This window comes from Actinacidiphila sp. DG2A-62 (assembly GCF_035825295.1).
Classification (GTDB): Bacteria; Actinomycetota; Actinomycetes; order Streptomycetales; family Streptomycetaceae; genus Actinacidiphila.
This window is the reverse complement of sequence record NZ_JAYMGI010000002.1, coordinates 6,923,944-6,944,250: the sequence shown is the minus strand read 5'-3', so window position 1 is coordinate 6,944,250 and position 20,307 is coordinate 6,923,944. Positions and strand designations below refer to the sequence as shown.

The following is a 20,307-nucleotide window of genomic DNA, read 5'->3' as shown; positions in this document are numbered from 1 at the left end:
GCCTTCATCAGGACTCATGCGGTGGTGCAGCGGAATCCGCCGACGACCGCGAACAGTTGAAGCGTGAGTGATGCTGTGCATCCAGTGAGGCGAGGAACGATATCGAACGACCAGCCGTGCCACCCGTGTCGTATCCCCCGCGCGTCCCCGCGCCCAGCGGGTTCCTTGGACGCGACAGGTATAGTCCACTCGGCTCGGACAGGGCAAGATCAAGCGGCGGTTTGGACGATAAGCTTTCCCGAGTTGAGACCTCTCCGAAACGTCCATCGGCAAAATTGCAGGTGAACGGGGTTGTGGACGCTCATCGGAGGGTCACGGCCCGGCAACACGCAGGCCGCGCCTCCCGGGCGGGAGGCGCGGCCTATGTGTTCGAATACGATCCGAAGAACCGTTAGTTCCGATGGCCCAGCGGGATCACCCGGATCGCCCGCGGCGGCGACGATCTTACTTGCGCAGCAGGGAGCGCAGCACGTACTGCATGATGCCGCCGTTGCGGTAGTAGTCGGCCTCTCCGGGGGTGTCGATGCGGACCACCGCGTCGAACTCCACCCCGGTGTCGGTGCTGACCTTGACGGTACGCGGGGTGGTCCCGTCGTTGAGCGCGGTGACGCCGGTGACCGAGAAGGTCTCCTCGCCGGTCAGGCCCAGGCTCTGCGCGGTGGCGCCCTCGGGGTACTGCAGCGGCAGCACGCCCATGCCGATCAGGTTGGAGCGGTGGATGCGCTCGTAGGACTCGGCGATGACGGCCTTGACGCCCAGCAGTGCGGTGCCCTTGGCCGCCCAGTCGCGCGAGGAGCCGGAGCCGTACTCCTTGCCGGCCAGCACCACCAGCGGGACGCCCTGCTCGATGTAGTGCCGGGAGGCGTCGTAGATGAAGGCGACCGGGCCGCCCTCCTGGGTGAAGTCGCGGGTGAAGCCGCCCTCGGTGCCCGGCGCGATCTGGTTGCGCAGCCGGATGTTGGCGAAGGTGCCGCGGATCATGACCTCGTGGTTGCCGCGGCGCGAGCCGTAGCTGTTGAAGTCGCGGCGCTCCACGCCGTGCTCGGTGAGGTACTGGCCGGCCGGGGTGTCGGCCTTGATCGCGCCGGCCGGGGAGATGTGGTCGGTGGTGACCGAGTCGCCCAGCTTGGCCAGCACCCGGGCGCCGGTGATGTCGGTGACCGGCTCGGGGTCGGTGCCCATGCCCTCGAAGTACGGGGGCTTGCGGACGTAGGTGGACTGCGGGTCCCACTCGAAGGTGTCGCCGGTCGGGATCGGCAGCGCCTGCCACTGCGCGTCGCCGGCGAAGACGTCCTGGTAGGAGTCGCGGAACATGTCCTGGCCGATCGCGGAGGCGACCACGTCGTTGACCTCGGACTCCGAGGGCCAGATGTCGTCCAGGTACACCGGCTTGCCGTCGGCGTCGGTGCCCAGGGCGTCCTTGGTGATGTCCACCTTCATGGAGCCGGCGATGGCGTAGGCGACCACCAGCGGCGGGGAGGCCAGGTAGTTCATCTTCACGTCGGGGTTGATCCGGCCCTCGAAGTTGCGGTTGCCGGAGAGCACCGAGGTGACGGCGAGGTCGGCCTCGTTGACCGCCTTGGAGACTTCCTCCGGCAGCGGGCCGGAGTTGCCGATGCAGGTGGTGCAGCCGTAGCCGACCAGGTTGAAGCCGAGCTTGTCCAGATACGGGGTCAGGCCGGCCCGGTCGAAGTAGTCGGTGACGACCTTGGAGCCGGGGGCCAGCGTGGTCTTGACCCAGGGCTTGCGGGTCAGGCCCTTCTCGACGGCCTTCTTGGCCACCAGGGCGGCGGCGACCATCACGTACGGGTTGGAGGTGTTGGTGCAGGAGGTGATCGCGGCGACGGTGACCGCGCCGTGGTCGATCTCGTAGGTGCTGCCGTCCTCGGCGGTGACCAGGGTCGGCTTGGTGGGCACGCCGTTGCTGCCGGGCGCCGGCGCGTCCGAGGCGGGGAAGGACTCCTTGCCGGCCTCCTGGTCGTCGCTGACGTAGTTGCGCACGTCGCGCGCGAACTGCTCGGCGGCGTTCGCCAGCACGATGCGGTCCTGCGGGCGCTTGGGACCGGCGATGGACGGCACCACGGTGGACAGGTCCAGTTCGAGCTTCTCGGAGTAGTCCGGCTCGGCCTCCGGGTCCAGCCACAGGCCCTGCTCCTTGGCGTACGCCTCGACCAGCGCGACCTGCTGCTCGCTGCGGCCGGTCAGCCGCAGGTAGCTGAGCGTCTCGGCGTCGATCGGGAAGATCGCCGCGGTGGAGCCGAACTCCGGCGACATGTTGCCGATGGTGGCGCGGTTGGCGAGCGAGGTGGCCGCCACGCCGCCGCCGTAGAACTCGACGAACTTGCCGACCACGCCGTGCCCCCGCAGCATCTCGGTGATCGTCAGCACCAGGTCGGTGGCGGTGGTGCCGGTGGGCAGCTCGCCGGTCAGCTTGAAGCCGACCACGCGCGGGATCAGCATGGACACCGGCTGGCCGAGCATCGCGGCCTCGGCCTCGATGCCGCCGACGCCCCAGCCGAGCACGCCGAGGCCGTTGACCATGGTGGTGTGCGAGTCGGTGCCGACGAGGGTGTCGGGGTACGCCTGGCCGTTCCTGACCATGACGGTACGGGCCAGGTGCTCGATGTTCACCTGGTGCACGATGCCGGTGCCGGGCGGGACCACCTTGAACTCGTCGAAGGCGGTCTGGCCCCAGCGCAGGAACTGGTAGCGCTCCTTGTTGCGGCCGTACTCCAGCTCCACGTTCTGCGCGAAGGAGTCGGGGGTGCCGAAGCGGTCGGCGATCACCGAGTGGTCGATGACCAGCTCGGCCGGGGCCAGCGGGTTGATCTTCGCCGGGTCGCCGCCGAGTTCCTTGACGGCCTCGCGCATCGTCGCCAGGTCCACCACGCAGGGGACGCCGGTGAAGTCCTGCATGATCACGCGGGCCGGCGTGAACTGGATCTCCTGGCTCGGCTGGGCCTGCGAGTCCCACCCGCCGATCGCCCTGATGTGGTCGGCGGTGATGTTCGCGCCGTCCTCGGTGCGCAGGAGGTTCTCCAGCAGGACCTTCAGGCTGTACGGCAGCCGGGCGGAGCCCTCCACCGCGTCCAGTCGGAAGATCTCGTACGAGTCGTCGCCCACCTGCAGGGTGCTGCGGGCGTCGAAGCTGTTCGCCGACACGACAGTCTCCTTCATGCGTGTTTCTCGCGCGTACCGCGATGCGGCCGATCCGACGGACGGTACGCCGCTGCAGATATCTCGATGTCAAGATAACTCTACCGCAGTTCTATCACGCGGCGCGGTGGGCCCCTCCGGCGAGTGTCGGCCCGCCGCGGGGCCGCTGTCGCCTTCCGGGTTGTCCAGGTTGTCCACAGCCCGCGGTCCCGGGGTCCCCGCGGTGAGGTCCGCGATGGTACGAAGGAGGCTGACGGAAAGTCACGGCGGGCGGCCCGCATGCAGGGGAGGGCGCGCCGGTACGGAAACGGACGGGGACGGGGGACGTGCGGTGGGCACGGTGCACGGCGGGCTGGACGGCGGGGTGGAGCTGACCGCCTACCTGGTGAACGAGTCCCGGGCCAGGCGGCCGGAGCTGGCGGCGGACGAGCTCGCCGCGGCCTGGATACCGGAGGCCGAGCGCGGCGCGGTGCGCGAGCTGTGGGAGGAGTTCGCGGGCGCGGTCTACCCGCACGACGACCTGGTGGTGTCGCTGCGCGGCCGGTTCATCGCGGACACCCTGGCGCGGGCGCTGCGCCGCGACCCCGACACGGTGCTCGTGGTCTGCGGCGCCGGCTTCTCCTCCTATTCGTGGCTGCTGCCGTTCCGCGCCGCGCTGGAGGTGGACCTGCCGGACATGGCGGCGGCCAAGCGGCGGCGGGCGGCCGAGCTGGCGGACTCCGGCCGGGTGCCCGGGTCCGCCGGCCGCGAGGTGCGGCACCTGGCCGCCGACCTCGGCCGGGCGGAGGACCGCGCGCTGGTGGCGGCGCGGGTCCGCGAGCTGGCCGCTGGGCGGCCGGTGGCCTACGTCGCCGAGGGCGTGCTCTTCTACCTGCCGGCGGAGCAGGCCCGCGCGGTGGTGCGGCTCGGCGAGGAGTTCGGCGCCACGGTGCTCACCGCGGTCAGCTACTGGCCGGCCGCGGCGGCCGGCAGCGTGGTGCTGGAGCGGCAGCGGCGCTGGTTCCGCAGCCGCGGCGTGCCCGAGGAGGCCAGCCACCTCACCCACCACGAGCTGACCGGCCTGCTCGGTGGCGAGGTGGCCGACCTCGGCCCGGAGGACCTCCAGCGGCGCTATCTGGGCAAGGTCGCCGTGCCCGAGTCCGAGCTGATCCCGGAGTACGTGGCGGTCGCGGGCGTCGCGGGCGTGGCAGGGGCTGCGGAGGCGGCGGGATGAGCGGCGGGGACGCGGGGGCCGACGGCGGGACGGCCGGCTCGGGCGACGGCGTGCGCGCGGGGGCCGGGGGCGCGGGCGGCTCCGGCAGCGGAGTGCGTGCCGGGGACGGGGGCGGAGTGCGCGCGGGGGCCGGGGGCGGAGTGCGTGCCGGGGACGGCGGTGCGAGCGGCTCCGGCAGCGGAGTGCGTGCCGGGGGCGGGGGCGGAGTGCGTGCCGGGGACGGCGGTGCGGGCGGCTCCGGCGGCCGCCCCCGTCCCGGGGACGGGGGCGAAGTGCTGCACCTCCAGTGCCGGGCGTACCCGCTGCACCACAGCACGCCCGGGTTCCCGGACGGGAGCTCCGTGCCGGGCGACCCGCTCCCGGCGTTCGACGTGCCCGGCCACGGCGGCGTGCGGCCGGTGGTCGGCACGCTGCGCTCGCTGTCGTACAACCCGGACGCCACCGTGGAGCTGGACCTGACCGCGGTGGTCCGCGGCTCGGTCGCGTTACCGGGCGTGGCGATCGCCGCCTGCCGCGCCCGCATCCTGCCGGCCGGCACCGTGCTGGTGGTCTACGCGCTGCGCCACGAGGCGGACCTGCGGCTGCTGCCTCTGCCGGAGCTGGACGCGCTGGACGCGCGGATCAACCGCGCGCTGCGCGAGGCCGACGCGCCGGTGCTGACCGCGGTGCTCGCCGCGTCGATCGCCGCCGGCCTGGTCGGCGGGGTCGCGCTCCGGCCCGACCTCGCGCTGAACGGCGACCGCAGCCCCGTCGACCGCCGCTCGGCACGCTACAACGCGCACTTCGTCACCGCGGACCCGCCGTGGCCGCCCGACCCCCGGGTTCCCGATCTGATCGCGGGCCCGGACTGCCGCATCCTGCTGCCGTACACCTACGCGTGGGACCGCGACCCGGGCGCGTGGGCGGCCGACGGCCCGGACGCAGGGGGCGGCGGCGGCTCCGGCGCACCGGGCGGCCTCACGGCGCCGGCCCCGGCGGCGTGCCCGAGGACCTGCTGGACGACCTGTTGACCATGACCGAGCCGGCCGACATCGCGGTGGCCCAGCAGTCGCTGCTGGTCGGCTCGCTGATCGCGGGCCGCTGGGTGCTCGCCGACCTGGCCCGCGGCCACCCCGACAGCACCGACGTGCACGCCTTCCGGCGGTTCCTCGACGGCCTGTGGTCGGACTTCCACCACCTGGACGGCTACCGCATCGAGTCCACCCAGGGCCACCGCGCCGCCTATCTCGCGGCCCGGCAGGTGATCGGCCTGGACGACACCCAGGAGCGGGCCGACAAGCTGCTCGGCTACGTCAGCAACTCGCTGCTGGCCGCGGCGTCGATGCGCTCCGAGGTGCTCGACACCCGGCTCAACCGGCTCGCCGCGGCCCTCGCCGTGGTGAGCGCGGCCTCTTTCGGCCTGGACATCGCGGTGTTCGTGCTCCCCCAGGTGTCGCTGGGCACCAAGCTGGGCGTCGTCGCCGGGCTGATCGGAATGGCGGTGTCCTGCCTGATGGCGATGATCGTGCCGGGTCGGGCGGCGCCGCGCGGCGCGGCGGCGCGGGCACCGCGGGCGGGACGGGCGGCGCGGGCGGGACGGGCGGCGCAGGCGGGACGGGCGGCGCAGGCGGGTCCGCCCGTCACCCGTCCGGCCCCGCGCAGGACCGGGTGGCCGACCCGCCGCGGGGTGCCGCCGCAGCGCCCGCCGGCCGACGACAGCGAGGGGGCGTTCGTGCCGCACGGCCGGTAGGGTCGCGGCGGCGCGGTCACCGCGCGGCGCGTGCCGTGTCGCTCCCGTGTTGTGTCGCAGCCGTGTCACAGACGGCCGTATGACGGCCCTGTCGATTTGCCGTATCTCACAGCTGAGATAGCCTCGACGTCATGACCGATGACTACCTTGTCCGTATCGGCAGGCTCATCCGTGACGCGCGGCAGCATCGCGGCTGGACGCAGGCGCAGCTGGCAGAAGCGCTGAGCACCAGCCAGAGCGCGGTCAACCGCATCGAACGCGGCAACCAGAACATCAGCCTTGAGATGATCGCCCGCATCGGCGAGGCGCTGGACAGCGAGATCGTCTCCCTCGGCTACGCCGGACCCATGCATCTGCGGGTGGTCGGCGGCCGCCGGCTGTCCGGCGCCATAGACGTCAAGACGAGCAAGAACGCGTGCGTGGCCCTGCTGTGCGCGACGCTGCTCAACGCCGGCCGCACCACGCTGCGCCGGGTCGCCAGGATCGAGGAGGTCTACCGCATCCTGGAGGTGCTCGGCAGCATCGGCGTGAAGACCCGGTGGATCAACGACGGCAACGACCTGGAGATCGTGCCGCCGGCCGAGCTGGACCTCGACGCGATGGACACCGACGCGGCGCGGCGCACCCGCAGCGTCATCATGTTCCTCGGCCCGCTGCTGCACCGCACCGACCGCTTCCGCATCCCGTACGCCGGCGGCTGCGACCTGGGCACCCGTACGGTCCAGCCGCACATGAACGCGCTGCGCCACTTCGGCCTGGACGTGACCGCGACCGACGGCTCCTACCACGCGGTGGTCGAGCGCGAGGCCGCGCCGAACCGGCCGATCGTGCTGACCGAGCGCGGCGACACCGTCACCGAGAACGCGCTGCTGGCCGCCGCCCGGCACGAGGGCGTCACCGTGATCCGCAACGCCAGCTCCAACTACATGGTCCAGGACCTGTGCTTCTTCCTGGAGGAGCTGGGCGTGCGGGTCGAGGGCATCGGCACCACCACGCTGACCGTGCACGGCGTCGGCCACATCGACCGCGACGTGGACTACGCGCCGTCGGAGGACCCGGTCGAGGCGATGAGCCTGCTGGCCGCGGCCGTGGTCACCGAGTCCGAGCTGACCATCCGCCGGGTGCCGATCGAGTTCCTGGAGATCGAGCTCGCGGTGCTGGAGGAGATGGGCCTGGACCACGACCTCACCGGCGAGTACCGCGCGGACAACGGCCGCACCCGGCTGGTCGACCTGACGGTCCGCCCGTCCAAGCTGCGGGCGCCGATCGACAAGATCCACCCGATGCCGTTCCCCGGTCTGAACATCGACAACGTGCCCTTCTTCGCCGCGATCGCGGCGACCGCGCAGGGCTCGACGCTGATCCACGACTGGGTCTACGACAACCGCGCCATCTACCTCACCGAGCTGACCCGGCTCGGCGCCCAGGTCAAGCTGCTCGACCCGCACCGCGTGCTGGTCGAGGGCCCGACCCGCTGGCGGGCCGCCGAGATGATGTGCCCGCCCGCCCTGCGCCCGGCCGTCGTCGTGCTGCTCGCGATGATGGCCGCGGAGGGCACGTCCGTGCTGCGCAACGTCTACGTGATCAACCGCGGGTACGAGGACCTGGCGGAGCGGCTCAACACGATCGGCGCGCAGATCGAGATCTTCCGCGACATCTGACGCACGGATGCCGCCGCACCCTGACCGACCTGCGGTGTACCGGGCCGGAACGGGGTGCGGCGGCGCTCCACGGGCGCTACCGACCGGCCACGGGCGGGTGCCGGGGAGTGTTCGGCTCAGCCGCGGCGGGGCTCCCAGCGGAAGAAGCGCCGGGTGAGTTGGGCCGCGGCGGCGCCCCAGGCCACGGCGAGCAGGAGGCCGGGGACGGCCGAGTGCCAACCGTCGAGCATGGTGAGGTGCGGCAGCGCGGCGCCGTTCCAGGTCTCGCCGCCGAAGTCCCGGCCGAACCAGGCGACGCGCAGCGACTCCACGACCGGTTCCAGGGGGAGGCCGCGTACGGGGGCGCGCAGCCAGGACGGCAGCGACTGGACCGGAGCGAAGACGCCCGCGCCGAACATGCACACCAGCAGCACCGGCATGGCCACCACCGGGGCGGTCTCCACGCTCGGTGTGCAGCAGGCCAGCGCGCAGGCCAGCGCGCCGAACACCAGGAAGCCGACGGTCAGGGTCAGCAGGAGGAGCAGCGGATCGGCCGGCAGCGGAACGCCGAACCAGCCGACCGACACCGCCCCGAGGATCACCGCCTGTATCAGCAGAACCACCGCGCTCACAGCGAGCTGTCCGGCGAAGATGGCCGAGGTGGGCACCTCGGTGCCGCGCAGCCTCTTGAGTACCAGCCCGTCGCGCCGCGCCACCACCGTGCTGAGCAGGTTGACGAAGGACGTGACCATGGCCAGGCCGATGAAGCCCACCGACGTGTAGCCGGCCGCGTTCACCCCGCCGATCTCCTTGTTCCGCAGCGGTGCGGCGACCACCAGGTCGAGGACCACCGGCAGCAGGAAGCCGATGAAGGTGGAACGCCGGTTGCGCCAGAACACCCGCCAGGACAGCAGGAACTGGCCGCGGACATAACCGGCCCAGCGCAGACCGGTCCGCCGGTCGGGGGCGGCGGCAGCGGCAACGGCCCGCGGAGCGCCGAGCCGGTCCGCGGCGGGAGCCGGCGCGGGGGCCGCTCCAGGAACCGGTTCGGGAGCCGGCGCGGGGCCGGCGCGGGGCCGGCGCGGGGGCCGGAATCCGATTCATCGCGTGCCCGTTCACCGCGTGCCCGTTCATCGCGTCCCCGTTCATCGCGTGCCCGCCCTGTCCGTGGTCTGCCGGACACCCGGCGTGCCGGCGGTGCGCTGCGGACTGTCCGACGCCCTCGGTTTCTCCCGCCGCGCCGTCCTCCGCGGACCACCCGGGCTCTCCCGGTCCGGGTCGTCCGGGCTGCCGTGCGTCTGCCGCGCCAGCTCCAGGAAGACGTCCTCCAGGGAGACGGTGCGGACCTCGATGTCGTCCAGCTCGACGGCGTGCCGTGCGGCCCATCGGTGCAGCTCGGCCAGTGCCGGTCCGGTGCGGTCCACCGTGTACGCGGCGCGGTACCGGCCGGCCGCGTGCTCCAGGACGGGTGCGCCGCCACCGGAAGCCTGTGGGAGCACGGGCAGGTCCCCGGCCCGCACGCCGTCCGGGAGCCGGAAGGCGATCCGGCCGCCGTGTCCGGAGAGCACCTCGTCCACCGTGCCCATGGCGGCGATCCGGCCGTCCGCCATGACGGCCACCCGGTCGGCGAGCCGCTGCGCCTCCTCCAGGTAGTGGGTGGTGAGCACGATGGTGGTGCCGCCGGCCAGCAGTTCTCCGACCAGCTGCCAGGTGGCGCGACGGGCCTCGGGATCCATGCCGGTGGTGGGTTCGTCGAGGAAGAGCAGCTCGGGGCCGCCGAGCAGCGCCAGCGCCAGGTCGAGCCGGCGGCGTTCCCCGCCGGAGAGCTGGCCGACCCGGACTGTGCCGCGGCCGGCCAGGCCCACCTGCTCCAGCACCTGCGCGGTACGGCGGGCGCCGGCGATGAAACCGCGCCAGGAATCGACCGTCTCACGGACCGTCAATTCGTTGAAGAACCCGCCTTCCTGCAGCATCACGCCCATCCGGCGGCGTACCGAGGCCCCGTCGCGGTACGGGTCGAGGCCGAACACCCGCACGGTGCCGGCGGTGGGGGCGTGGAATCCCTCCAGGACCTCCAGGGTGGTCGTCTTGCCCGCGCCGTTGGTGCCGAGCAGCGCGAACAGCTCACCGCGCGCGACGGTGAAGGAAACACCGCGCACGGCCCGATAGCCGCCATAAGACCGGTGGAGTTCCCGCACGTCCACCGCGGGCACGGAGTCGTCGCGGGTCGGTTCGGAGAAAAGAACGTTTCCCATGGGAACAGGGTGCAGCATTACCGCGGTGAACAACAAGGACCGCGGCAGCGTGCAGAATGCCATGGAGCAAGGGGTGACACATGTCATGGGTCACCGCGCTGACATTTTCCATCGCTTCCTCGTGATATCTCGCACTTATATTCGGCAGCGTTCTTGCGGCACATTCTTCTCATCGCCGGAACGACCGGGGAAAGGCCCCGGAAAAATCGTGACGGATTTCCGAAGGGATGCGGTCATGGCCGACAACGAGAAGATCACCGAAACCCCCGCGGTCGAGGGCGAGGAGCAGTTCGACATCGAGGTCGAGGAGCTGGACTCGGTCTCCGGCGGTCTGAGCGTCAGCTCGCTGGCCAGCGCGGCGTGCCCCGTCTCGTCCTTCAGCTCGCTCTCCAACTGACGCGACAAGACGGCGCACTGCCCCGTCGCATCGCCGGCTCGCCGGCTCGACGGACCAGGGCGCGGCGTTGGTGCACGACCGCACGCCGGCGCCCCGGCGTGATGTGAGGGACCAGTGCCGCGGCGGGGGCGCATCACCGCCCTCCGCCGCGGCACCCGGGCACCGTCACCGGCACCGGCCGGCCCCGGGCCCGCGTCTCCGGTCCGGTTCCGGAACGCGGTGCCGACCCACAGGACAGAACCGTCCACAGCACTTCACGACAAGGAGCCGGGCATGGACAGCCTCCGGCACGAACTCGCGCGGTTCATCCAGAGTCCGTCCGCGCGCCATGATCCCCCTGGGCTCTACCGGCGGCTGCTGGCCACCGCCCCAGTGCTCGACCTGGGGCGGGTCCACGTCGTCTCCGGATACGAGGAGATCGTCACGGTGCTCATGCACCCCGGCACGGTCGTGGACCCCTCCGCGGTCGGGCTGGCCCGCTCCGGCTCCTCCGCGCTGGCCGAGGTGGTGGCGCGGATGCTCCCGCTGCGCGACGGCCGCGACCACACGCGCCTGAAGCGGCTGGCCACCGCCGCCTTCAGTGCCCGCCGGCTCGCCGTGATCGGCCGGCAGATCTCCGGCGCCACCGAGCGCCTGCTCACCCCGCTGCTGGAGTCCGGCTCCTTCGACCTTGTCGCGGACTTCGCCGTGCCGCTGCCGGTCGCCGTCTCCTGCAGCATCCTCGACATCCCCGAACAGGACCGGCACCGCGTCACCGGGTGGGCCGGCCTGGTCGCCCGTTCGCTGCTCGACCCGGACCCGGCGGCATCCGAAGCCGCCGCGCTGGACGCCGAGTTCGAGGAGTTCCGGGACTACGTCGAGGAACTGTGCGCCCGCCGCGCGGCACATCCCGGTGACGATCTGATCAGCCGCCTGACCGCGGCGCGCGCCGCCGGGCAGCTCGACGACGAGGATCTGCTGGCCTTCGTGGTGATGCTGTTCGCCAACGGGCTGGAGACCCTCACCTCCGGGCTCGCCGTCGCGGTCTGGCAGCTGCTGCGCACCCCGGGCCTGATGGAGCTGCTGCGGGCCCGTCCGGAGCTGGCCCAGGACGTCTTCGACGAGTGCCAGCGGCTGGGCAGCCCGGTACGGGCCAGCGCCCGCGCGCTGACCGCCGACGTCCCGGTGGGCGGCACGGTCCTGCCCGCGGGCACCGTGACCTTGCTGCTCTACGCCGCCGCCAACCGCGATCCGCGCCGTTTCCCGGACCCGGACCGCTTCGACCCGGCCCGGGCCGAACGCCGCCACCTGGCCTTCGGCCACGGGCCGCACCACTGCCTCGGCGCCCCACTCTCGCTCATGGTCGGCACCGGCGTACTGCGCACCCTGGCCGAGGCCGGCGCCCACCGCCGGATCAGCACCCCGCTCACCGAGGAGACCGCTCCTTGGAGCGAGCAGTTCGTGTTCGGCGGCCTGCGTTCCCTGCCGCTCCTCAGTCCGCCGGCCGTCTCCCAGGCGGCCCCGGTCGCGGCGGGGGTGACCCGACGATGACGGCGTCCGCGCGCACCACGGCCGAACCGGCCGTCCCGGACGGCGCCGCTTCCGGCGCCGGACCGCACGGCGACACCCCGGCCCGTACCCCCGCCGGGCTGCCCACGGCCGCCGTGGAACCCGGCCTCGACCGGCCGGTGCGGCTGATCGGCGGGCGGCTCTCGCTCGCCGCGCTCGCGCTGGTGCTGACGGTCGGCGCGGGGACCGCCTGGGGGGTCGCGGGCTCGCTGCCGCACACGCTCGTGCTGCACGGCGTGCTGGCCCACGGCCCCGCACCGGTGACGGTCAGGGCCGCGGCGCCGGGCTCGGTGCTGCGGGTGCTGGTCGCGCCGGGCGCGCGAGTGGCGGCGGGGCAACCGGTGGCCGTCCTGGCGGACAGCCGAAGCGGCCAGGACGACCCCCCTGACCCCACGTCACCCGGCGACACGACCGCCAGGAGCGCCAGGACCGCCAGGAACGGCCTCGGTACCGAGGCCGACGCACACCGCCCGGCCACCCTTGGCACCTCAGCCACCTCAGACACCCCGGGCACCTCAGCCACCCCGGACACCTCGGCCGGCGGCACCGAACTCACCGCGCCGGAGGCCGGCATCGTCACCGCCGTGCTCACCGCCCCCGGCGGCACGGTCGTCCCCGGCTCCGCGGTGATCGCGCTGGACCCGAGCGCCGCCCCCGCCACCGTCCGGCTGTTCACCGGCGACGCCGGCAGTCTGCGACGCCTCCGGACGGACCAGCGGGTCCTCGTCGGGCTCCCGGACGGGCGCACGGTCCGGCTGCGGATCACCGGCTCGGACCCGTACCCCGCGACGGCGGACAGCCTGCGCGGCTCCCTGCCCGTACCCGTCCCCGGGGTGCCCGCGGGCACCGCGCCGGTGTGGACGGTGCGCACCGCGCCCGACCGCCCGCAGGACGCCGCCGCTTTGTCGGGCGTCCTGCCGACGGCCGTCGACGCCTCGGTCGACCTGGGCGCGCGCCACCCCTACCAGGTGCTCTTCGGCTCCACCGGAGGCGCGTCATGAGTTTGGACACCCGCGCCCGTACCCGCCCCGGGGCCGGCCCGGCGTCCGCGTCCGCGGCACCGCCGGTGTCGGAGTCCGGGCCGCCCGCTCCGTCCGCGCGCCGGCCGCGCCGCTACCTGCGCACGCCGATCGTCCCGCAGATGGAGGAGCAGGACTGCGGGGCCGCCTGTCTCGCCGTCGTCCTCGGCGCGTTCGGCCGGCGGACCACCCTGCACGAGGCGTCGCGGGCCTGCGGCGTCTCCCGGGACGGCGTCAGCGCCGCCGCGGTGGCCAGAGCCGCCGCACGGTACGGGCTGACCGCCCGGGGCAGGCGCGTGACCCGAGGCGACGGCCCGCTGCTCGGCCTCGAAGCGGTGCCCGTCCCGTCCATGGTGCTCCTGACCGGCCCGCACTTCGCGGTCTACGAAGGCGTCCGGCATGGCCGAATCCATGTCAACGACCCGTCGCTGGGCTCCTACAGGACCACCCCGGAGGCGTTCTGGGAGTCCTTCGCGGGCATAGCGGTCGGCTTCGCGCCCGGGCCCGGCTTCACGCCCGGCGGTGCCCGCTTCCCGTTCCTGCGCGGCCTGGCCGACCGGGTGCGCGGGTACCTGCCGGGCCTGCTGCTCGCGGTGTTCACCGCCGTGGTCCTGACCGTGCCGTCGGTGACGGCCTCGTTCCTGCTGCGCGCCTACCTCAGCAGCGTCACCGAGGGCGGCGAGAGCGCCTGGCGGCTGCCGCTGGTGCTGGCCACGGCGGGCGCGGGCGGCGTCGTCCTGCTCGGCACGTGGCTCCAGCAGTCGCTGGTGGGCCGGGTGCTGGAGGCGATGTCGGCCCGTTCCTCGGCGGCGTTCCTGTCCCGGATGCTGCGACTGCCCGGTTCGTTCTTCCACCGCCGCCAGCTGGGCGGCCTGGTCACCCGGGTGCAGATGAACGACGGTCTGGCCGCGCTGCTGTCCTACCGCGCGGCCGGGGCCGCCGCTGCGGCGGCCGGTGCGGCGGCGCACCTGGCCGCGCTGATCTGGCTGTCCCCGCGCCTGTCGGTCATCCCCGGTGTGGTCGCCGTGCTCGATGTGCTGGCCCTGCGGCTGGCCACCAAGCGGCGCGGCGGCATGCTGCACCGACTGCACTCGGAGCAGTACAAGCGGGACGGCGTCGCCTTCGCCGGCGTCTCGGCGATGGAGACCATCAAGGCCGAGGGCGCCGAGGAGTCCTTCTTCCGTTCCTGGTCGGGCTGGCAGGCGCGAGCCATGGACACCGCGCAGACGATGGCCGCCGCCGTGGTCACCCCGCTCACCGTGCCCACCGCGCTGAACACCGCCGCCGGCGCCGCCGTGGTCGTCGTGGGCACCTCGCTGCTGCTCGGCGGCTCACTGGCCTTCGGCACGCTGCTGGCGTACCTGCTGCTGCTCAACGGGTTCCTGCTGCCCGTGGCCCAGTTGGTCGGTATCGGCTCGGAACTGACGGTGGCGCGGGCGCAGACCGCGCTGCTGGAGGACGTCGAGCACTCCGAGCCCGACCCCTACCTCACCCCGGTGCTGGACGCGCCGGCCGACCGCACCGGGCTGCGCGGCGGTCTGGAGCTGCGCGAGGTCACCTTCGGATACGACCCCAACCGTCCGCCGACACTGGCCGGCGTGTCGCTGACGGTCCGGCCGGGCGAGTGGGTCGCCGTGGTCGGCGACAGCGGCAGCGGCAAGTCGACGCTGGCCCGGCTGGCCGCGGGGGTGCTGCGGCCCTGGTCCGGGGAGGTGCTGCTGGACGGCCGCCGGCGCGAGCAGGTGCCGCGCGCGGTGCTGACCGCCCAGGTCGCCTATGTGGAGCAGCAGTTGCGGCTGTTCGAGGGCACCTTCCGCGACAACCTGACGCTGTGGAACCCGGCGGTGGACGCGGACGCGCTGTACCGCGCGCTCGCCGACGCCGAGGCCGCGGACCTGGTGAGCGGGCGTGGCGGGCTGGACGCCGGGAAGGTCGACGAAGGCGCCCGCAACCTGTCGGGCGGTGAGCGCCAGCGCCTCGAACTGGCCCGCGCGCTCGCCCTCGACCCGGCTGTGCTGGTGCTGGACGAGGCCACCTCCGCCCTGGACACCCGCACCGAGGAACTGGTCGGTCGCCACCTGCGCGCCCGCGGGTGCAGCTGCCTGGTACTGGCCCATCGCCTCAGTACGGTCCGGGCCGCCGACCGCGTCGTGGTCCTGCGTGACGGCCGGATCGTGCAGGAAGGCCCGCCCAGTGAGCTGGCCCGCGTCGCCGGGCCCTATCGCGACCTGCTCGACGAGGACGCCGCGGCGCAGGACACGGGAGATCCGTCATGACCCCCACCCAGTCGTCAGACACCGCGCGGTACTTCGAGGAGACCGCGACCGCCAACCGGGCCGCGCTCGCCGAGGCGCTCGGCGCGTTGCGTCTCGGGCCGGACCGCCCGCCGCGCCCGGCCCCGGCACCGGCACCGGCACCGGCCCCGGCCCCGGCCCCGGCCCCGGCCCCGGCCCCGGCCCCGGCAGCGTCCACCCCGTCCACGGCGGCCGACGCGCTGGCCGCCTACCGGGACCTCGCCGCCCGACTGGGCCGTACCGCCCCGGCCGAGGTGCCGCCGGCGGTACGCGAGGCGAGGGACCCGCTCATCGCGCTGCTGCGGCACCAGGGCATCCGCTGGCGGCAGATCACGCTGCCCGACGACGGGTCCGGGCACGGCGACACCGCCGGCCTGACCGGTCCCGTGATCGGCTTCACGGCCGGCGAGGGCCGGCCGGTGGCGCTGCCGTACGCCAGGAAGGCGCACCGAAGCGGCGCAAGGAGGGCGGGCAGCGCGGGCAACGGCCGGGCCGTGGACCGGCGCGCGTACCTGCTCTACCGCCCGCTGCCCGCCGGGACCCCGACCGCCGGCACGCTGCTGCGGTTCGCCCTGGCGTCCCCCGGCGCCCGCCGGGACCTGATGGTGCTCGCCGCCGCCGGACTCGCCGCCGCGGTGCTCGCCCTGGCCGTGCCGCTGAGCACGGGCCTGCTGATGCCCCGCCTGGTCGCCGCCGGCCACCACCCGCTGCGCTGGCTGGCGGTGCTGCTCGCCGCGGGAACGGTCGCCGCCGGTCTGCTGCTGGTGGTCCGCAACGTCACCGCCGTACGGCTGACCGGCCGCATCCAGGCCGCGCTGGAACCGGCCGTCTGGGACCGGCTGCTCGACCACGACGCCCGCTTCTTCCGCGACTTCAGCACCGGCGACCTGGTGCACCGGGCCAACGCCATCGCCGAGGCCCGGCAGGCGCTGTCGGAAGTGCTGGTCGGCGCGGTGCTCGGCGCGTTCTTCTCACTGTCGGGACTGCTGGTGCTGCTCGTCGTCGACCCGGTCCTCGGCGGGCTGCTGCTGGCCGCCGCGCTGGCCGCCGTCGCCGCGCTGGCCGCCCTGGGCCGCCGCCGGCAGCGGTACGAGTCCCGGGTTTACGCCCTGCACGGCCGGCTGCACGGCACCCTGTACGGGCTGATGCTGGGCATCGACAAGCTGCAGACCGCGGGCCGGGAGATCCAGGCGTTCGCCCGCTGGGCCGTGCCGTTCGCCGAGCAGAAGCGCGCCGACGCCGCCGCCATGCGCGCCGACGCCGCGGCCACCGCGCTCACCGCCGCCCTGCAGCCCCTGCTCCTGGCGCTGCTGCTGGCCGGGGTGGCGGCCAGGGGCGCCGGGGCGGGCGGGATCAGCGCCGGCCACCTGATGGCCGCGGGCATCGCCGCGGGGCAGGTCGCCCTCGCGCTGGGGCAGGTCACCCACGCCGCCGCCACCGCCTACGGCATCGCGCCCGTCCTGGACCGGCTGCGGCCGGTCCTCGCCCAGCCGGCCGGGACGTCCGGCCGGGCCCGCGGCCAGGGCGACCCGGGACGGCTGCGCGGCGCGGTCCGCCTGGACGAGGTGTCGTTCCGCTACCCGGACGCCGCCGTCCCCGCCCTGGACGGGGTGTCGCTGCACGCGGAGCCCGGGGAGATGATCGCCGTGGTCGGCCCCTCCGGCGCGGGCAAGTCCACCCTGATCCGGCTGCTGCTGGGCTTCGAACAGCCGACCGCCGGCCGGGTACGGTACGACGGCCGGGACCTGGCGGACCTCGATCTCCGCACGGTGCGCCGCCAGTTGGGCACCGTCCTGCAGAACGGGCGGCTGCTGCGCGGCAGTCTGCTGGAGAATCTGGCCGGCACCGACCCGGACGTCACCGAGGACGACGTCTGGCAGGCGGCCGAACTCGCCGGTATCGCAGCCGACCTGCGCCGGCTGCCGCTGGGGCTGGGCACCCGCGTCGGCGAGGACGCCCAGGGATTCTCCGGCGGACAGGTCCAGCGGCTGCTGCTGGCCCGCGCCCTGGTCCGCCGCCCCGCCGTCCTCCTGCTCGACGAGGCCACCTCCGCTCTGGACAACGCCACCCAGCGCCATGTGGCCGAGGGCATCGCGGCACTGGACCGCACCCGCTTCGTCATCGCCCACCGGCTGAGCACGATCCGCCGTGCCGACCGGATCTACGTCCTGGACCGCGGCCGGGTGACGGCCGCGGGCGGCTACGACGAACTGCTCGATTCCGACCCGTTGTTCACCCGTCTCGTCCGACCCCAGGAGCTGTGAGATGACACTCGACAGCGAGGCCGCGGCGCCCAGCGTGGGTGCCGCCTCCGCCGCCGACCGCGCGCCGGCCCCTTCTCACCCGTCCGACCGGCCCGGAGGTCTCGCGACGCCCCCCTACCGAGGCGACGAACGGCTGCGTTCGGTCATCGCCGCAGCCGCCGCGTTCCCCGACCGGGCCGCCGCGGCGGCCGGACCCGACGCGGACACTTCCGTCTTCGTCCCCGAGCCGCCCGGGGACCGGGCCGCCGACCGGGCCGTGCTGGGCCGCTGGCTGGACCGTGCGGTCGGCGACCCGGCCGGTGCGGCCGTGCTGCTGGACCACCTGGCCGCCACCGGGCGACCGCTGGGCGCCGGCCTGCGCCGGGTCCGGCTGCGCGACGCCGCCCGGCTGCCCGACTGGGGCGAGGCGCTCGCCGTCTTCCTCCGCGCCCAGCCGGTGCGTCCCGACGCCACCACCGCGGCCGCCGGGTCGCTCACCGCCTCCTTCCGCCGGGCCGCCGGGGTGCTGCTGCCCGTCCGGTCCGGCAACGTGCTCGGCGTGCCGGTCACCCCGTCGGCGCTGGAGGACCTCGCCGCGAGCCTGGCCGCCCGGCTCTCCGAGGCATGCCGGCTCTCCTTCTGCCACGAACTCCAGGCCGCCACCGGCCGTCCCGGCGCCGACGACTGGGACCACCACCCGGGCCTGGACGCCTCCCGGCAGGGCTGGCTGGCCCGGCTGGAGCGGCTGCCCGCGCTCGCCTACCTGATCGGTGTGGTCTGCCGGAACTGGCAGCGGGTCACCTGGGAGATGTTCGCCAGGCTCGCCGCCGACCGCGAGACGCTGCGCACCCGGCTGTGGGACGGCGCCGACCCCGGCGCGCTCGCCTCGGTACGCGCCGACGCCGGGGACCGCCACGCCGGCGGCCGGTCGGTGGCACTGCTGCACTTCGAGCACGGCGCGGCCGTGGTCTACAAGCCCAAGGATCTGCGGCACGCCACCGCGTACATGGAACTCGTCGGCCGGCTCAACGAGTACGCCGCCGCGCACCCCGAGTCCGGGCTGCTGGACCTGCCCACCCGTACCGTGATCACCTGCAGCGACCACGGCGCCGGCGGCCTGGGCAGCGCGCTGTCCCGCGACGGGGCCGGCGAGTACGGCTGGGAGCAGCTCGTGCCGGCCACCCCGTGCACGGAGCGGGCCGGCTTCGCCCGCTACTACCGCCGCCTGGGCATGACGATCCGTCTCATGCAGCTGCTGGAGGGCCGCGATCTGTGGGCCGACAACCTGCTGGCCGACGGCGAGCACCCGGTCTTCATCGACCTGGAGTGCCTGCTGTACCCGCGGGTGCGGACGCCTCCCGCGCTCCCGGCCGGGCAGCGCGGCCTGCTGGACCGGCTGGAGTCCACCGTGGTGCGCACCGCGATGGCCGCCCAGCCGTGGGTGATCGCCAAGGACCAGCCGGTGCTGGACATCGGCTGCCTCACCAGGGCCGGCGGTGGTACGCAGGACGCCCCGGACGGGCTGACTCTGCCGCTGCCGCCCTACCGGCCGGTGCACGCCGGGCAGACCGCCGACCCCTGGCAGTACACCGACGAGGTGGTGGACGGCTACCGCGCGATGCACCGGGCGCTGTACGCAATGCGCGACCGGCTCGCGGACGCCGACGGTCCGCTGGCGGGTTTCCGCGGGGTGTGGGTGCGCTACATCTGGCGGCACACCTGGGACGGCTACAAGATCCTCAACGCCTCCAGCAGCCCGCTGGCGCTCACCGACGGAGCCACCCGGGAGACGGTGATCGCCGGGGCGCTGCGCGGCGCGGTCGCCGCCCGGGCCGGCGACCGCGAGCGCGACGACCTGCTGGACGTGGTGCTGTCCGAGCTGGACTCCTTCCGCGACCTGGACATCCCGTTCTTCCGCTCCCTGACCACCTCCTCCTCGGTGTTCACCGCTGACGGCCGGGAGATCCCGGGCCACTTCCAGGGCACCGGCTGGCAGCGGCTGATGGGCCGGGTGGCCGAACTCGCGGACTTCGACCTGGACGCGCACACGGCCGTGCTGACCGGCTGCCTCGACGCGGCCGTGGGCGGGAAGGAGACGGCCGCGGCGCGGGAGGTCCCGCCGCGGACCGCCCCGGCCTTCGCCCTGCCGGGCCGCGGCGAACTGCTGGAGCAGGCGGTGCGCATCGGCGACCGGCTGCTGGCCGGACGGCACGTCACGGACGAGGGACGCGGCTGGATCGGGCAGAGCTGGTATCCGCTGGCCGGACTGCGCCAGGTCGAGGCGCTCAGCGGCGTGGACCTGCTCACCAGCGGCGTCGGCGTCGCCCTCTTCCTCGCCGAGCTGTGGACCGCCACCGGCGAGCCGCGGTTCCGGCAGGCCGCCCACGAGACCCTGGCCTCCGCCGCGGCGCTGGTGGACCCCGCCGCCCCGCACGCCTTCGCGTTCGCCACCGACAGCCGGCTCGCGCTCGGGGCGCCGGTCCCCGGCGGTTTCGCCGGCCCCGGCGCACTCGTCCACGCGCTGGCCCGCGGCGCGCGGCTGCTGGACGAACCCCGGTTCCTGGCCGCGGCCCGCGCTCTGGTCCCCGGTGCGCTGGCGCTGGCCCGCGAACCGGCGGCAGGCCAGCCGGCCGGCCCGGACCGACCCCGTACCAGGACGTACCGCTGGGCACGGCGGGACTGCTGCTCAACCTGCTGACGCTGCGTCAGGCGCTGCCCGCGCCCGACCCGGCGACCGACCGCGGCATCCGCGAGCTGGCCGCGGCGGCGTACGAGTCGCTGACGGGCGGCGCCGGGGACGCGTCCGGCCGGCG

At 74.3% G+C, this 20,307-nt stretch carries 13 protein-coding genes; 10 read left to right on the top strand and 3 right to left on the bottom strand.

The genetic code is table 11. From position 1 onward, the window contains the following. Positions 1–444: 444 nt before the first annotated feature. Entirely contained in the window at positions 445–3,162 is a 2,718-nt protein-coding gene (acnA, locus tag VSR01_RS30980) for an aconitate hydratase AcnA (protein ID WP_326453911.1), read from the bottom strand. A 325-nt stretch (positions 3,163–3,487) separates the two neighbouring features. On the opposite strand from acnA, the gene VSR01_RS30975 reads away from it, so the two are divergent. From VSR01_RS30975 to VSR01_RS30960, 4 genes are all read left to right on the top strand, one after another. Beyond that, positions 3,488–4,369: a class I SAM-dependent methyltransferase gene (locus tag VSR01_RS30975; RefSeq protein WP_326452326.1), complete on the top strand. Its 882-nt coding sequence runs from the start codon at positions 3,488–3,490 to the stop codon at positions 4,367–4,369. Positions 4,370–4,641: 272 nt separating this feature from the next. Further along, positions 4,642–5,379 (top strand): hypothetical protein, encoded by a 738-nt coding sequence (locus VSR01_RS30970; protein WP_326452325.1) that lies wholly within the window; start codon positions 4,642–4,644, stop codon positions 5,377–5,379. Next, positions 5,349–6,098, top strand: coding sequence for a hypothetical protein (locus tag VSR01_RS30965; protein ID WP_326452324.1), 750 nt, complete (start codon positions 5,349–5,351; stop codon positions 6,096–6,098). Before VSR01_RS30970 ends, VSR01_RS30965 begins: the two co-directional genes overlap by 31 nt. A 131-nt stretch (positions 6,099–6,229) precedes the next feature. After that, positions 6,230–7,759, top strand: a complete 1,530-nt coding sequence (locus tag VSR01_RS30960) for a UDP-N-acetylglucosamine 1-carboxyvinyltransferase (protein WP_326452323.1) — start codon at positions 6,230–6,232, stop codon at positions 7,757–7,759. A 116-nt stretch (positions 7,760–7,875) separates the two neighbouring features. Here VSR01_RS30960 and VSR01_RS30955 read toward each other — a convergent pair whose 3' ends face one another. Together VSR01_RS30955 and VSR01_RS30950 are read right to left on the bottom strand one after the other, a co-directional pair. After that, the gene (locus VSR01_RS30955) at positions 7,876–8,637 is read right to left on the bottom strand and encodes an ABC transporter permease (RefSeq protein ID WP_326452322.1); all 762 of its coding nucleotides are present in this window, start codon (positions 8,635–8,637) and stop codon (positions 7,876–7,878) included. Positions 8,638–8,883: 246 nt separating this feature from the next. Next, positions 8,884–9,993, bottom strand: a complete 1,110-nt coding sequence (locus tag VSR01_RS30950) for an ABC transporter ATP-binding protein (protein WP_326452321.1) — start codon at positions 9,991–9,993, stop codon at positions 8,884–8,886. A gap of 235 nt (positions 9,994–10,228) precedes the next feature. On the opposite strand from VSR01_RS30950, the gene VSR01_RS30945 reads away from it, so the two are divergent. The 6 genes from VSR01_RS30945 (at position 10,229) to VSR01_RS30920 (ending at position 20,192) form a co-directional block, all read left to right on the top strand. Then, complete coding sequence (locus VSR01_RS30945) at positions 10,229–10,390, top strand: hypothetical protein (protein WP_326452320.1); 162 nt, start codon at positions 10,229–10,231, stop codon at positions 10,388–10,390. 273 nt (positions 10,391–10,663) lie between these two features. Continuing rightward, a complete protein-coding gene (locus VSR01_RS30940; protein WP_326452319.1) occupies positions 10,664–11,920 on the top strand; it encodes a cytochrome P450 in 1,257 nt (418 codons plus the stop codon). Beyond that, complete coding sequence (locus tag VSR01_RS30935) at positions 11,917–12,939, top strand: hypothetical protein (protein WP_326452318.1); 1,023 nt, start codon at positions 11,917–11,919, stop codon at positions 12,937–12,939. The genes VSR01_RS30940 and VSR01_RS30935 overlap by 4 nt, the downstream gene beginning before the upstream one ends. Continuing rightward, positions 12,936–15,233 (top strand): ATP-binding cassette domain-containing protein, encoded by a 2,298-nt coding sequence (locus VSR01_RS30930; RefSeq protein WP_326452317.1) that lies wholly within the window; start codon positions 12,936–12,938, stop codon positions 15,231–15,233. The genes VSR01_RS30935 and VSR01_RS30930 overlap by 4 nt, the downstream gene beginning before the upstream one ends. After that, positions 15,230–17,515: an ATP-binding cassette domain-containing protein gene (locus VSR01_RS30925; RefSeq protein ID WP_326452316.1), complete on the top strand. Its 2,286-nt coding sequence runs from the start codon at positions 15,230–15,232 to the stop codon at positions 17,513–17,515. The genes VSR01_RS30930 and VSR01_RS30925 overlap by 4 nt, the downstream gene beginning before the upstream one ends. Before the next feature lies 1 nt (position 17,516). Continuing rightward, positions 17,517–20,192 carry a DUF4135 domain-containing protein gene (locus tag VSR01_RS30920; RefSeq protein WP_326452315.1) on the top strand — a complete coding sequence of 892 codons (2,676 nt, stop codon included), beginning with the start codon at positions 17,517–17,519 and terminating at the stop codon, positions 20,190–20,192. Positions 20,193–20,307: the final 115 nt, after the last annotated feature.

What these genes read in the sequence shown, in the direction of transcription:
- VSR01_RS30960 (WP_326452323.1), top strand. Translation starts at nt 6,230, where the DNA reads ATGACCGATGACTACCTTGTCCGTATCGGCAGGCTCATCCGTGACGCG.
- VSR01_RS30950 (WP_326452321.1), bottom strand. Translation starts at nt 9,993, where the DNA reads ATGGGAAACGTTCTTTTCTCCGAACCGACCCGCGACGACTCCGTGCCC.
- VSR01_RS30945 (WP_326452320.1), top strand. Translation starts at nt 10,229, where the DNA reads ATGGCCGACAACGAGAAGATCACCGAAACCCCCGCGGTCGAGGGCGAG.
- VSR01_RS30940 (WP_326452319.1), top strand. Translation starts at nt 10,664, where the DNA reads ATGGACAGCCTCCGGCACGAACTCGCGCGGTTCATCCAGAGTCCGTCC.
- VSR01_RS30935 (WP_326452318.1), top strand. Translation starts at nt 11,917, where the DNA reads ATGACGGCGTCCGCGCGCACCACGGCCGAACCGGCCGTCCCGGACGGC.
- VSR01_RS30930 (WP_326452317.1), top strand. Translation starts at nt 12,936, where the DNA reads ATGAGTTTGGACACCCGCGCCCGTACCCGCCCCGGGGCCGGCCCGGCG.
- VSR01_RS30925 (WP_326452316.1), top strand. Translation starts at nt 15,230, where the DNA reads ATGACCCCCACCCAGTCGTCAGACACCGCGCGGTACTTCGAGGAGACC.
- VSR01_RS30920 (WP_326452315.1), top strand. Translation starts at nt 17,517, where the DNA reads ATGACACTCGACAGCGAGGCCGCGGCGCCCAGCGTGGGTGCCGCCTCC.